Below are 14,085 nucleotides of genomic sequence, written 5' to 3' on the forward strand. Positions count from 1 at the left end.
CTGCCTGCTGATCCTTTTCCCACTGCCAACCCCGCAAGGACTACTCCATGAGCAACGACACCCAACCGAAAATCGCGATCATCGGCTACGGCAGCCAGGGCCGCGCGCATGCGCTGAACCTGCGCGATTCCGGCTTCGACGTCACCGTCGGCCTGCGCGCCGGTGGCCCGACCGAATCCAAGGCCCAGGCCGACGGCTTCACCGTGGTGGCGCCGGCCGAGGCGGTCAAGAGTGCCGACCTGGTCGCGATCCTGACCCCGGACATGGTGCAGAAGAAGCTCTACGAAGAGGTCATCGCCCCGAACATGAAGCAAGGCGCCTGCCTGCTGTTCGCGCATGGCTTGAACGTGCATTTCGACATGATCACCCCGCGCGCCGATCTGGACGTGGTGCTGGTCGCGCCGAAGGGTCCGGGCGCGCTGGTGCGTCGCGAATATGAGATCGGCCGCGGTGTGCCGTGCATCTATGCGGTCTACCAGGACACCAGCGGCAAGGCCGAGCAGTTCGCGCTGACCTATGCCGGCGGCCTGGGCGGCGCGCGCGCCAACATCATCAAGACCACCTTCAAGGAAGAGACCGAAACCGATCTGTTCGGCGAGCAGGCCGTGCTGTGCGGCGGCGCCTCGTCGCTGGTGCAGGCCGGGTTCGAAGTGCTGGTGGAAGCCGGCTACCAGCCGGAGATCGCGTACTACGAAGTGCTGCACGAACTGAAGTTGATCGTGGACCTGTTTTACGAAGGCGGCATCACCCGCATGCTGGAATTCGTGTCCGAAACCGCGCAATACGGCGATTATGTCAGCGGCCCGCGCGTGATCGACGCCAGCACCAAGGCGCGCATGAAGGACGTGCTGACCGATATCCAGAACGGCACCTTCACCAAGAACTGGGTGGCCGAATACGAAGCCGGCCTGCCGAACTACACCAAGTTCAAGCAGGCCGATCTGGAGCACCCGATCGAGGAAGTGGGCAAGAAGCTGCGCGCCAAGATGGTGTGGCTCAACGGTCAGCAGCAGGCCGCCGCCGCACCTGCGAATCAACAAGCGGCGTAATGCCGCCGCACCCCCACCGCTAACACCGAAGGTCCGCAACGCATGAACACCTCCGCACACAGCACGCCCCGCAACGGCGCGCGCTGGCTGACGCAGGCCCTGGAAGCCGAAGGCGTGGAAACGCTGTTCGGTTATCCGGGCGGCACCATCATGCCGTTCTACGACGCCCTGGTGGATTCCAGGCTCAAGCACATCCTGGTCCGTCACGAACAGGGCGCCGCCCTCGCTGCCAACGGCTACGCCCGTGCCAGCGGCCGGGTCGGCGTGTGCGTGGCCACCTCCGGCCCGGGCGCGTCAAATCTGGTCACCGGCATCGCCGATGCGATGCTCGATTCGGTCCCGATGGTGTGCCTGACCGGCCAGGTCGCCACGCCCCTGCTGGGCACCGATGCGTTCCAGGAACTGGACGTGTTCGGCATGACCATGCCGATCGTCAAGCACAGCTTTCTGGTGCGGCGCGTGGAGGATCTCCCGGAGATGGTGCGCGAAGCGTTCCGCATTGCGCGCGAGGGACGCCCCGGGCCGGTGCTGATCGACCTGCCCAAGGACGTGCAGATCGCCGATGCCTCGCATCTGCCCGATCATGTGCCGGCGGCAGTGTTGCCGCCTCCGGCCCCGGAAGATGCGAAATTGGCCGAAGCGCTGGCGGCCATCGCCAGCGCCGAACGCCCGGTGGTGTACGGCGGTGGCGGCATCGCCCTGGCCGGTGCGGTGGAGGCGTTTCGGCGCTTTGTCGAAGCCACCGGCATTCCCACCGCGCTGACCTTGCGCGGGCTGGGCGCGTTGCCGCATGCGCATCCGGATTATCTGGGCATGCTGGGCATGCACGGCACACGTGCGGCCAATATGGCGATCCAGGAATGCGATCTGTTGGTAGTGGTCGGCGCACGCTTCGACGACCGTGCCACCGGCAAGTTGAGCGAGTTCGCACCATTCGCGCGCGTCATCCATCTGGATGCCGATGCGTATGAAATCTCCAAGCTGCGCACGGCCGACATCGCCGTGCCCGGCGATGTGGCGGTCAGCCTGAAGGCACTGAGCGCGGCACGTGGCAATTGCCAGGCATGGCGTACGCGCTGCTTTGCCAACCGCGAAAAATTCGGCGCGCGTTACGACGCGCCCGGCACCGATATCTACGCGCCGGCGCTGCTCAAGCGCCTGAGCGAAGTGGCCCCGGCCGACACCATCATCGCTTGCGACGTGGGTCAGCATCAGATGTGGGTGGCCCAGCATTGCCGGTTCAACGATCCGCGCAATCACCTCACCAGCGGGGCGCTCGGCACGATGGGCTTCGGCCTGCCGGCGGCGATGGGCGCGCAGTTCGCCTGCCCCGACCGCACCGTGGTACTGGTCTCCGGCGACGGCAGTTTCATGATGAACGTGCAGGAGCTGGTGACGATCGCGCGCTGCAAGCTGCCGGTCAAAATCGTGCTGCTGGACAACAGCTCGCTGGGTATGGTGCGGCAGTGGCAGGAACTGTTCTTTGCCGAGCGTTACAGCGAAATCGATCTGTCCGACAACCCGGATTTTGCCGCCCTGGCGCAGGTCTTCGGCATCCCGGCCAAGCGCATCATCGCGCGCGGCGATGTCGATGCCGCGCTGGCCGAACTGCTGGCGCAACCCGGCCCCGGCCTGCTGCATGTGGCCATCGACGCGCGTGCCAACGTGTGGCCGCTGGTGCCGCCCAACAACGCCAACAGCACCATGCTGGACAGCAATCCCGCACACGCGGCCAAGGAGACATCGCATGCGTTACCGGCTTGATCTGGTGCTGAAGCCGGCCGAAGGCGCATTGGTGCGCGTGCTCGGCATGACCGAGCGACGCGGCTTCCGCCCCTGCGCCATCCAGGGCGCCAGCGCCCCGGACGATGCCGGCCGCTGGCATCTGCAACTGGACGTGGACAGCACCCGCCCGCCGGAGACGCTGCGCCTGCAGTTGGAGAAGGTGTACGACTGCGAGTCGGTGGTGATCACCGTGCTGGACTCGGTCGAGGTCGCGGCGTGAACGCCCGGACCTCGCGCGAGCATGAAACCGCTGTCCGGAGGTGTCTTCTCCCGGATCGGCCGTGCGCGTGCCGCAATGCCTGATTCCGGCCGCCCCTCCCCGCAGGAGCCAGACGTAGGCGACGTGGCGGTCAGCGTGGCCGACGTTCTGGCCGCGCAGGCCCGTCTGCGCAAGTATCTGTCGCCCACGCCGCTGCATTACGCCGAGCGCTTCGGTGTGTGGTTGAAGCTGGAAAATCTGCAGCGCACCGGCTCGTACAAGGTGCGCGGTGCATTGAATGCCTTGCTGGCAGGGCTGGAACGCGGTGACGAGCGCCCGGTGATCTGCGCCTCGGCCGGCAATCATGCGCAAGGCGTAGCGTGGTCGGCGTACCGGCTGGGCGTGCAGGCCATCACGGTGATGCCCTACGGCGCGCCGCAGACCAAGATCGCCGGCGTCGCGCACTGGGGCGCCACCGTCCGCCAGCATGGCAACAGCTACGACGAGGCGTTTGCGTTCGCGCGCGAGCTGGCCGACCAGAACGGCTACCGTTTTCTGTCCGCCTTCGACGACCCGGATGTGATCGCAGGGCAAGGCACGGTCGGCATCGAACTGGCCGCGCATGCGCCGGACGTGGTGATCGTGCCGATCGGCGGCGGCGGGCTGGCCTCCGGGGTGGCGCTGGCGCTGAAATCGCAAGGCGTGCGCATCGTCGGCGCGCAGGTGGAAGGTGTCGATTCGATGGCGCGCGCCGTACGTGGCGATCTGCGCGAAATCACTCCCGTCCCCACCCTGGCCGACGGCGTGAAGGTCAAGATTCCCGGCTTTCTGACCCGCCGCCTGTGCGCGAGCCTGCTCGACGATGTGGTGATCGTGCGCGAGGCCGAATTACGCGAAACGCTGGTGCGCCTGGCCCTGGAAGAACACGTCATCGCCGAGGGCGCTGGCGCGCTGGCCTTGGCCGCCGGTCGCCGCGTTTCAGGGAAACGCAAGTGTGCGGTGGTCTCTGGCGGTAATATCGACGCAACTGTTCTGGCCACACTCTTGTCCGAGGTGCGGCCGCGGCCGCCACGCAAGCCGCGTCGTCGCAATACCGAGCGACTTCGCAACGAACGCAGCGCCAAGTCACTTCCCGAAACACCCGTTCTTTCCCGCCCATCCGCAGTCGCTCCAACGCCTGTCACCGCCATCGCCGTAGAGGAGTCTTCCTGGTGAACACGACCGTATCCAACCAGACCCCGCGTATCCGAATTTTTGACACCACCCTGCGCGACGGCGAGCAATCCCCCGGCTGCAGCATGACGCCCCAGCAAAAGCTGGTGATGGCGCGCGCGCTGGACGAACTCGGCGTGGACATCATCGAAACCGGTTTCCCGGCCAGTTCGCATTCGGACCGCGAGGCCGTCGCGATGATCGGCCGCGAGCTGCGTCGCCCCACGCTGGCGGTGCTGTCGCGCTGCCTGCAGGCCGACATCGAAACCTCCGCGCGTGCGCTGGAGGCGGCCGCCAATCCGCGCCTGCATGTCTTCCTGTCCACCAGCCCGCTGCACCGCGAGCACAAGCTGCGCATGAGCCGCGAGCAGGTGCTGGAGTCGGTGCACAAGCATGTGACGCTGGCGCGCGGCTATATCGACGACATCGAGTTCTCCGCCGAAGACGCCACCCGCACCGAAGAGGATTTCCTGGCCGAGGTGGCGCGCGTGGCGATCGCCGCCGGTGCCACCACGATCAATCTGCCGGACACGGTAGGCTTTACCACGCCGGAAGAAATCCGCGGCATGTTCTCGCGCCTGATCGCCAGCGTGGAAGGTGCCGACACCGTGATCTTCAGCGCGCACTGCCACAACGATCTGGGCCTGGCAGTGGCCAACTCGCTGGCGGCGATCGAAGGCGGCGCACGGCAGGTCGAGTGCACCATCAACGGTATCGGCGAGCGCGCAGGCAACTGCGCGCTGGAAGAAATCACCATGGCATTGAAGGTGCGCGGTGCGTTCTACAACATCGATACCGACATCAACACCCCACGCATCGTCTCCACCTCGCAGTTGCTGCAGCGCCTGGTCGGCATGCCAGTGCAGCGCAACAAGGCAGTGGTCGGCGGCAATGCGTTCGCGCACGAGTCGGGCATCCACCAGCACGGCATGCTGCGCCATCGCGGCACCTACGAAATCATGCGTCCGGAGGACGTGGGCTGGGAGTCCTCGCAGATGGTGCTGGGCCGCCACAGCGGCCGCGCGGCGGTGGAACAGCGCCTGCGTGCCCTGGGGTACCTGCTGGAGGAAGAAGAGGTCAAGCTGGTCTTCGAGCAGTTCAAGGCATTGTGCGAAAAGCAGCGCGTGGTCACCGACGCGGACCTGCAGGCCTTGATGCAGGACGCCACTGTGCAGGAAGGCTATCGCCTGGCGTCGATGACCATCAGCGATGTCGGCAGCCGCGCCAATGCGCTGGTGGAGCTGTCCGATCCGGAAGGCAATCGCGTGGCCGAAACCGCGCAGGGCAATGGTCCGGTGGATGCGCTCTTCGGCGCACTGGCCTCGGCCACCGGTGTGAAGCTGGAGCTGGACAGCTACCAAGTGCATAGCGTGGGCATCGGCGCAGATGCGCGCGGCGAAGCCAGCCTGAGCGTGCGCCACGATGGCGTGGAATACGAAGGCACCGGCACCAGCAAGGACATCATCGAAGCCAGCGCCCTAGCGTGGCTGGATGTAGCCAACCGCCTGCTGCGTCAGCGCGAGCGCGGCGTGGTCGCCGGCAAGACGGCTGCGGTGGCGTAACACCGCTCATTCGCTGGACGATGCAAACCTGACGGCCGGCAGCGTGATCTGCTGGCCGTTCTGGTGTTTGGTGTTCCAACTTTCTTGCAAGGCCGTCGATTTGCTGCGGGCGCCTGTGCGCCTACCGTCACTGGATACGGCGCCGCGCCACCGATCTTGGGGGGCGGCATCTGCGGGTTCTGTACGAATGCATCGGGTTGCTGCAGGCGCTTGCACGCGCACCGACACAGAACAGCCTCGCGCACGAGGTCTGCCGACTTTGCGCGAATGCTTCGGTTTGCTGCGGGCGCTTGCACGCGTACCGGTGTGGGACACGCCGCAAGTACGTCCATGTAGGCTCTGGCGCGGCATCCATGCCGCTCAAGGTCCCACGCCGGCACCCGCGCAAGCATCACCAATTGCTATCGGTTACGGAAAGAAATGCAGAGGGCATGCTGGGAACGTGGTGCCGCGTCCGGGGACGGGACCGTGTGGCGGCATGGATGCCGCCACCGAGCCTCCAGGGACGGATTCACGGCGTGTCCCGACATCGGATGCGGCGCCGCGCCACCGACCGACCTGCATGCCGACCAGTCCTGCGCACACCATCCGCAGGTTCATGCAGATGCTTCGGTTGAATGATGTGGTCACGGATGAGGCAGCCGCCAAACGAAAGTGGCTATCGTCAGAAGAACGATAGCCACCAGTACAGCCACGACGCATCAAAGAAGCGATCGCTGTTACAGCGCGGCCACCACTGCATCGCCCATTGCCACCGTGCCAACCTTGGTCGTGCCTTCCGACCAGATGTCGGCGGTGCGCAGGCCTTGGTCGAGCACCTTGCCGACCGCTTGCTCGATCGCATCAGCGGCAGCAGATTGCGCAAACGTATAGCGCAACATCATTGCCACCGACAGGATGGTGGCCAGCGGATTGGCGATGCCCTTGCCTGCGATGTCCGGCGCCGAGCCATGACACGGCTCGTACATGCCCTTGCTGTTGGCATCCAGCGAGGCCGAGGGCAGCATGCCGATCGAGCCGGTGAGCATCGACGCCTGGTCGGACAGGATGTCGCCGAACATGTTGTCGGTCACGATCACGTCGAACTGCTTGGGCGCACGCACCAACTGCATCGCCGCATTGTCCACGTACATGTGCGACAGCGCGATGTCCGGATAATCCTTGGCCACTTCTTCGACGACGGCACGCCATAGCTGGCTTGATGCCAACACATTGGCCTTGTCCACCGAACACAGCTTCTTGCCGCGCAAACGTGCCATCTCGAAACCGGCCTTGGCGATGCGGCGGATCTCGCTTTCGCTGTATGGCAGCGTGTCGTAGGCCTGACGCTCGCCGTTTTCCAGTGTGCGCGTGCCCCGCGGCTGACCGAAATAAATACCGCCGGTGAGCTCGCGCAGGATCAGCAGATCCAGTCCGGACACCACCTCCGGCTTCAGCGTGGAGGCCTCGGCCAGCTGCGGATACAGCAGTGCCGGACGCAGGTTGGCGAACAACCCAAGCTGCGAGCGGATCTTGAGCAGGCCCCGCTCCGGGCGCAACGATGGGTCGATGGTGTCCCATTGCGGCCCACCGACGGCGCCCAGCAGCACCGCGTCGGCAGCGCGCGCACGCTCCAGCGTTTCGTCGGCCAGCGGGCTGCCGTACTTGTCGTAGGCCGCGCCGCCCAGTTCGTCGTACACCAGGCTGAAACCCAAACCATGTTGCGCATCGATGCGCGTCAGCACCTTGACCGCTTCGGCCATGATCTCCGGGCCAATGCCGTCGCCAGGAAGAATCAGAATCTGCTTGCTCATGCAATCCTCGTCAGTTGGCGCCGCAGCGCCTTGGAAATCAACATCGCGCCACACACACCTGGCATGACCGGCTCATCGGTGACCGCCGGCGACTTTACTGCAGCGCGCCGAACAGCCACGGTTGACGCGCGCGATGGCCTTGCTCGAAGCGGCCGATCGCATCGGCGTCCTGCAGGGTCAGGCCGATGTCGTCCAGGCCGTTGAGCAGGCAGTGCTTGCGGAATGCATCGATGTCGAAGCCGTATTCCACGCCATCGGGGCGGCGCACGCGCTGTGCGGCCAGATCCACCGTGAGTCGATAGCCCTCGGTGGCCAGGCACTGCTCGAACAAGGCGTCCACTTCCGCTTCGGCCAGCACGATCGGCAGCAGGCCGTTCTTGAAGCTGTTGTTGAAGAAGATGTCGGCAAAGCTGGGCGCGATCACGGTGCGGAAGCCGTATTCGTCCAGCGCCCACGGCGCGTGCTCGCGCGAGGAACCGCAGCCGAAGTTCTCGCGTGCCAGCAGCACGCTGGCGCCCTGATAGCGCGGGAAGTTGAGCACGAACTCCGAATTGAGCGGGCGCTGGCTGTTGTCACGGCCGGGCTCGCCGATGTCCAGATAGCGCCACTCGTCGAACAGGTTCGGCCCGAAGCCGGTGCGCTTGATCGACTTGAGGAATTGCTTGGGAATGATCTGGTCGGTATCGACATTGGCGCGATCCAGCGGCGCCACCAGTCCGGTGTGTTGGGTGAAAGGGGTCATTGGGAGAGGCCGGGATTGGGGATTGGGGATTGGGGATTCGAAAAGGCTGGGGATGGTGGAGCGCTTTTTACGAATCCCGAATCCCTATTCCCGAATCCCCAAGGTCACGCACATCAACAAAATACCCGCTGACCGCCGCCGCTGCGGCCATCGCCGGGCTGACCAGATGGGTGCGGCCGCCGGCGCCCTGGCGGCCTTCGAAATTGCGGTTGGAGGTGGAGGCGCAGTGTTCGCCGCTGCCCAGCTTGTCCGGGTTCATCGCCAGACACATCGAGCAACCCGGCTCGCGCCATTCGAAGCCGGCGTCCAGAAACACCTTGTCCAGGCCTTCGGCCTCGGCCTGCGCTTTGACCAGACCCGAGCCCGGCACTACCAGCGCCTGCTTGATGGTGGAGGCGACCTTGCGGCCCCTGGCGACCGCAGCGGCCGCACGCAGGTCTTCGATGCGCGAGTTGGTGCACGAGCCGATGAACACGCGGTCCAGGCGGATCTCGGTGATCGGCTGGTTTGCGCGCAAGCCCATGTACTTCAGCGCGCGTTCGATCGAATCGCGCCGGGTCGGATCCTGTTCGGTTGCCGGGTCTGGCACCTGCTGATCCACCGCCAGCACCATTTCCGGCGAGGTGCCCCAGCTGACCTGCGGCTTGATGTCTTCGGCGCGCAGCTCCACCACGGTGTCGAAGTGCGCGTCGGCATCGGAGACCAGCGTGCGCCACAGTGCGACCGCCGCCTCCCAGTCGGCGCCCTTGGGCGCAAACGGGCGACCTTGCACGTAGGCAATGGTCTTTTCGTCCACCGCCACCATGCCCACGCGCGCACCGGCTTCGATGGACATGTTGCAGATGGTCATGCGGCCTTCCATCGACAGCGCGCGGATCGCGCTGCCGGCAAATTCCAGTGCATGGCCGTTGCCGCCGGCAGTGCCGATCCTGCCGATCACCGCCAGCACGATGTCCTTGGCGGTCACGCCGAACGGCAGCGTGCCTTCCACGCGCACCTGCATGTTCTTCATCTTCTTGGCGATCAGGCATTGCGTGGCCAGCACATGCTCGACCTCGGAGGTGCCGATGCCGTGCGCCAGCGCGCCGAACGCGCCATGCGTGGAGGTGTGCGAATCGCCGCAGACCACGGTCATGCCCGGCAGGGTGGCGCCCTGCTCGGGGCCGACCACATGCACGATGCCCTGGCGCGCATCGTTCATCTTGAACTCGAGGATGCCGAAGTCGTCGCAGTTCTCGTCCAGCGTCTGCACCTGCAGCCGCGAGACTTCGTCGGAGATCGACTCCAGCCCGCCCTGGCGCTCCGCACGCGTGGTCGGCACGTTGTGGTCGGGCGTGGCGATGTTGGCGTCGATGCGCCAGGGCTTGCGCCCGGCCAGGCGCAGGCCTTCGAACGCCTGCGGCGAGGTCACTTCATGCAGGATGTGGCGGTCGATGTAGATCAGCGACGAACCATCGTCGCGGCGCGTGACCTCGTGCAGGTCCCACAGCTTGTCGTACAGCGTCTTGGCAGTCATCGCGGCGATCCGGTTGGCGGATGGTGGGAGCACCCACCTGGCTGCGTTCGATGCTAGGAGCTTGCCTTGGATAACGCAAATTCATATTGTTTATTCAACAAATGAAATTTGGGAATGGCAATGGACCTGGCAAGCCTCAGCGCCTTCGTGGCGATCGCCGAGAGCGGCAGCTTTTCGGCAGCCGGCGAGGCCTTGCACCTCACCCAGCCGGCGGTGAGCAAGCGGATCGCCTTGCTGGAAGCGCAACTGTCGGCGCGGCTGTTTGACCGCCTTGGTCGCCAGGTGGTGCTGACCGAGGCCGGCCAGGCCTTGCTGCCGCGCGCGCAACGCATCCTCGCGGAGCTGCAGGACACCCGCCGGGTGCTGGAGCATCTTGGCGCGGCGGTCGGCGGGCGCCTAAGCCTGGCCACCAGCCATCATGTCGGCCTGCATCGCCTGCCCGCCCTGCTGCGCGGCTTCGCTGCGCAACACCCGCAGGCCGCGCTGGACATCCAGTTTCTGGATTCGGAGCTGGCCTATGCTGCGGTGCTGCGCGGCGAGGTGGAGCTGGCGGTCACCACGCTGGCACCGGATACGCGTGCGCCGCTGCGCGCGCAACCGATCTGGCATGACCGCCTGCAGTTCGTGGTGGCGCCGGATCACCCGCTGGCCGCGTTGCGCGCGGTGTCGCTGGAAGATGTGGTGGCGCATCCGGCGGTGCTGCCGGACCCGGGCACGTTCACCCATCGCATCGTCGCCGGTCTGTTCGCCGAGCGCGCCCTGGTGCCGAGCCTGCGCATGACCACCAACTATCTGGAGACGATCAAGATGCTGGTGTCGGTGGGCCTTGCGTGGAGCGTGTTGCCGGAGCGCATGATCGATCATCAGATCGTGGCGCTGCCGCTGCCCGACGTGGCGCTGTCGCGCGAGCTGGGCTGCGTGACCCATGGCGGGCGCACCCTGTCGCGTGCCGCGCAGGCATTTGTCGCGTTGTTGCATGCGCAGGCGGACCAGCTGCAGACGTGAGCGCGGCAGCTCCACGCAGCCGGCAACACAGCAGCCTTATTGATCCACCAACCGATCGCGCCCCAGCCGCTTGGCGTGGTACAGACGGCGGTCTGCCAGCGCCAGCAATTCGCGCCGGCTCGGTGCCTCATCGCTCATCGCCATGCCCATGCTAGCGGTGCAGCGCACCGTCGTGCCCTGCGTCATGACAGCGATCGCGGCGAGCCGCTGGCGCATGCGTTCGAACAGCGCGCGCGCCTGTGCCGCGTCCACACCCACTGCCGCGAGCAGAAACTCTTCGCCACCGTGGCGCGCGGCAAAGCACTGCGCCCGGTCCTGTTCACTGAGTGCTTCGCCGATCGCGGACAGCACCGCGTCACCGACCTCGTGGCCGTATTCGTCGTTGATGTGCTTGAAATGGTCGATATCCATCAGCACCAACGCCAACGGGGCGCCACCGGCGTGCGCATCGTCGAACCATTGCTGCAGGACCCGCTCGGCCTCGCGGCGATTCGGCAGGTCGGTCAGCACGTCATGGCTGGCGCGGTATTCGAGCTGGCGCATCAGCGCTTCGCGCTCCTGGCTGGCCTGCTGCAGCGCGAGGTTCTTGTCGCTCAGCTCGCGTGTGCGTGCGTCGATCACCGTATTGAGCTGGCGCTGCCGGCGGCGATAACTGGCGGTACGCCACAGATAAAACCCGTAGATCAGGCTGCCCAGCCCGAGGATGCCCAGGGCGATCACTTCGCCACGACGCCACCACGGCGGCGCCAGCGCGATCACCAGGCTGGATTCGCCCAACAGCGCGGTCTGTCGCCAGTCCACCGGCAGCGACATCGCCTGGACACGGAAGCGGAAGCGCCCCGGCGGCAGATTGGTGTAGACCGCCTCGCTGGTGCTGTCGGCGTCCACCCAGTCCGGGTCGAAGCCCTCCAGCCGGTAGCGGTAGCGCACCTTGTCCGGGCCACGGAAATTCAACCCGGCATAGCCGATGGCGATGCGCCGGGTCTCCGCACCGAAGCGATGCAGGCCAGTGAGCGGCTGCACCATGCCGTCGACCAGCAGGCGCTCGAACACGATCGGCACGCGATGGCCTTGCAAGGTGCCCACGCGCGCCGGATCGATCACGCCCAGGCCCGCAGCGGTGGGGAACAGCAGCTGCCCGGACTGCGTCATCCAGCCGGCCGGCGCGCTGCTGCCGTTGCCTTGATTGCCGGGCATGCCGTCGCTGCGATCCACCACCTCCACGCTCAACTGCTCGCGCGTCCCGGCATCGAGCTGGTCGAAGTCGCTGCGCGCGATGCGGAACACGCCATGGTTGCTCGACAACCAGAAATAACCGCGGCCGTCATCGATCACCCGGAACACCTTGTCGCGCGGCAGCCCGACCCGGTGGTCGTAGACGCGAAAGGTCTCACCACTCAGCCGCAGCAGGCCACGATCGCTGGCGATCCACAGGTCGCCCTTGGCATCGCGCAGGAAGTCGAAGGCGTTCTGTCCGGGAAAATCCTGCTCGCCCAGCCATGCGCGCGTGCTGCCGTTTGCCGACAGCGCGGTCATGCCGCGATCGGTGCCGATCCACACGGTGCCCAGCGTGTCGCGATACAGCACCTGCACCGAGCCATCGGGCACGCCGTCGGCGGCGGTGTAGCGGCGTGCCTTGCCATCGCGCCAGCGCACCAGCCCGGCCGTGGTGCCGATCCATAGCGTCTGGCCATCCGGCAACACCGCGCGCACCGACAGCGACGGCAGGCCGTCGGCCGCACCGATGCGCGCCAGCACGCGACCTTGCGCATCCAGCCGCACCACACCCTGGCTGTAGGTGCCGGCCCAGACGCCGCCATCGCCGGCGTCGGCCAGGGCCAGCACCGACTGCTCCAGCACGCGTCCGCCCTGGTTCGGCACCACCGACACGCGACTGATCTGACGATTGCGCCAGCGGTCCAGGCCCACCGCGCTGCCCACCCACACGGTGCCGTCGCCGGTCTGCAACACCGTGCGCACATAGTCCGAGGCCAGCCCGTCCTCGTGGGTGATGCCGTGCGCGGCGCCCTCGGCAATGCGGAACAGGCCGTGCGTGCTGCCGACCCAGATCAGGCCCTCGGCGTCTTCCAGCAGCGCCGGGCTGGCCACTCCTGAAATGGCGATCTGTTCGTCGGGCGCATTCGCACCGCTGTGGACCACCAGCGTGCCCGAGGGCAGGCTCATCCACAGATGTCCGCGCCGGTCCAGCAGCAATGCATCCACGCGCTGGCCCTGGCGGAACCGCTGCAGGCCGCCGCCGCGGCTCCACCACCACACGCCGTCGTCGCCTGCAACGAGCAGGCCGCCCTGACGATCGCCGGCCAGCCGCCGCACCGGTGCGGCGCGCATCCCATGTGCCTTGCCCCAGGCCTCGGCTGCGCTGCCGTCGCGGGGCAGACGATAGAGCCCGACTTCGGTACCCACCCATAAATCGCCACTGCCCTCGGCCGCCAGCGCGGTGATGCGCGCGCGCGGCAGGCCGGCCTGGCGACCGACGTCCACCACCCGCCCATCCGGCTCGATGCGGTACAGCGTCTGCGGCGTGCCGACCCACAGCGCGCCGTCGGCGCGTCGCAGCAGCGCACTGACCGCCAGGTGCCGCGCCGAAGCGTCGCCCAGTTGCTGCCAGTGGCCGTCCTGGTAGTGATAGACGCCATCGAACGCGGTGCCGAACAGCATCCCGCCGGTGCTGTCGCGTATCACCACGAACACGCCTCCCAGCTCGACGCCCGGTGTGTTCTGGCGGTCATACACGGTGAAGTCGCGGCCGTTGAAGCGCGCCACGCCTTCCCAGGTGCCCAGCCAGATCAGTCCGTCGGCGCCCTGCGCGACCGCATGCACCAGGTTGTGCGGCAGGCCGTCGTCCATGCTCCAGCGCGTGACGGTGTGATACGCGGTATGGGTCGGCGGCTGGGCGCCGGCCGGCCACACGCCGAGCAGGATGCAGGCCAGCAACGCCCATCGCCACAGCAGCCCGGTCCGCCGCACGCATGTGCTGCGGACGCAGCCTGTATGCGCATGCGCCCCGACCCTGTCCACGCTCTCCCATCCCCTCGTCGTGCCGGCAAAAGAGGCTGCCGACATGCGCCGACAGACCGTTAGTCAATCTATCACCGGGGGTTTTTCGGCGCCCTAGGTGGATTCCCCACAAGGATGGGACGCACCATGACACCGGGAGGCATTCAGTTGAAACAATTATTGGCCATCACCAAGCGGGGGCGC

At 66.5% G+C, this 14,085-nt stretch carries 10 protein-coding genes; 6 read left to right on the forward strand and 4 right to left on the reverse strand.

Annotated elements, in window-relative coordinates; genetic code table 11:
* The first annotated feature begins 47 nt into the window (after positions 1-47).
* From ilvC to AC1KVE_RS14655, 5 genes are all read left to right on the forward strand, one after another.
* The gene (gene ilvC / locus AC1KVE_RS14635; protein WP_024940100.1) at positions 48-1,049 is read left to right on the forward strand and encodes a ketol-acid reductoisomerase; all 1,002 of its coding nucleotides are present in this window, start codon (positions 48-50) and stop codon (positions 1,047-1,049) included.
* Positions 1,050-1,091: 42 nt separating this feature from the next.
* The gene (ilvG, locus tag AC1KVE_RS14640; protein ID WP_016902671.1) at positions 1,092-2,813 is read left to right on the forward strand and encodes an acetolactate synthase 2 catalytic subunit; all 1,722 of its coding nucleotides are present in this window, start codon (positions 1,092-1,094) and stop codon (positions 2,811-2,813) included.
* A complete protein-coding gene (locus AC1KVE_RS14645; protein WP_047127199.1) occupies positions 2,797-3,054 on the forward strand; it encodes an ACT domain-containing protein in 258 nt (85 codons plus the stop codon). Before ilvG ends, AC1KVE_RS14645 begins: the two co-directional genes overlap by 17 nt.
* A 123-nt stretch (positions 3,055-3,177) precedes the next feature.
* Positions 3,178-4,248, forward strand: coding sequence for a threonine dehydratase (locus tag AC1KVE_RS14650; protein ID WP_241239518.1), 1,071 nt, complete (start codon positions 3,178-3,180; stop codon positions 4,246-4,248).
* Positions 4,245-5,807, forward strand: a complete 1,563-nt coding sequence (locus AC1KVE_RS14655) for a 2-isopropylmalate synthase (RefSeq protein ID WP_024940104.1) — start codon at positions 4,245-4,247, stop codon at positions 5,805-5,807. Before AC1KVE_RS14650 ends, AC1KVE_RS14655 begins: the two co-directional genes overlap by 4 nt.
* Before the next feature lie 719 nt (positions 5,808-6,526).
* On the opposite strand, the gene leuB is transcribed toward AC1KVE_RS14655, so the two are convergent.
* From leuB to leuC, 3 genes are all read right to left on the reverse strand, one after another.
* Entirely contained in the window at positions 6,527-7,600 is a 1,074-nt protein-coding gene (gene leuB, locus AC1KVE_RS14660) for a 3-isopropylmalate dehydrogenase (protein WP_047127201.1), read from the reverse strand.
* Between the two features lie 94 nt (positions 7,601-7,694).
* On the reverse strand, positions 7,695-8,342 hold the full coding sequence (leuD, locus tag AC1KVE_RS14665; RefSeq protein ID WP_184456584.1) for a 3-isopropylmalate dehydratase small subunit: 648 nt from the start codon (positions 8,340-8,342) through the stop codon (positions 7,695-7,697).
* Between the two features lie 67 nt (positions 8,343-8,409).
* Positions 8,410-9,858, reverse strand: coding sequence for a 3-isopropylmalate dehydratase large subunit (gene leuC / locus AC1KVE_RS14670; RefSeq protein WP_184456582.1), 1,449 nt, complete (start codon positions 9,856-9,858; stop codon positions 8,410-8,412).
* Positions 9,859-9,978: 120 nt separating this feature from the next.
* On the opposite strand from leuC, the gene AC1KVE_RS14675 reads away from it, so the two are divergent.
* Positions 9,979-10,863, forward strand: a complete 885-nt coding sequence (locus tag AC1KVE_RS14675; protein WP_039525576.1) for a LysR family transcriptional regulator — start codon at positions 9,979-9,981, stop codon at positions 10,861-10,863.
* Between the two features lie 36 nt (positions 10,864-10,899).
* On the opposite strand, the gene AC1KVE_RS14680 is transcribed toward AC1KVE_RS14675, so the two are convergent.
* Positions 10,900-13,947 carry a diguanylate cyclase gene (locus AC1KVE_RS14680; RefSeq protein WP_456362941.1) on the reverse strand — a complete coding sequence of 1,016 codons (3,048 nt, stop codon included), beginning with the start codon at positions 13,945-13,947 and terminating at the stop codon, positions 10,900-10,902.
* Positions 13,948-14,085 lie beyond the last annotated feature (138 nt).

The sequence above is a fragment of the Xanthomonas sp. NCPPB 2864 genome, from assembly GCF_056675615.1.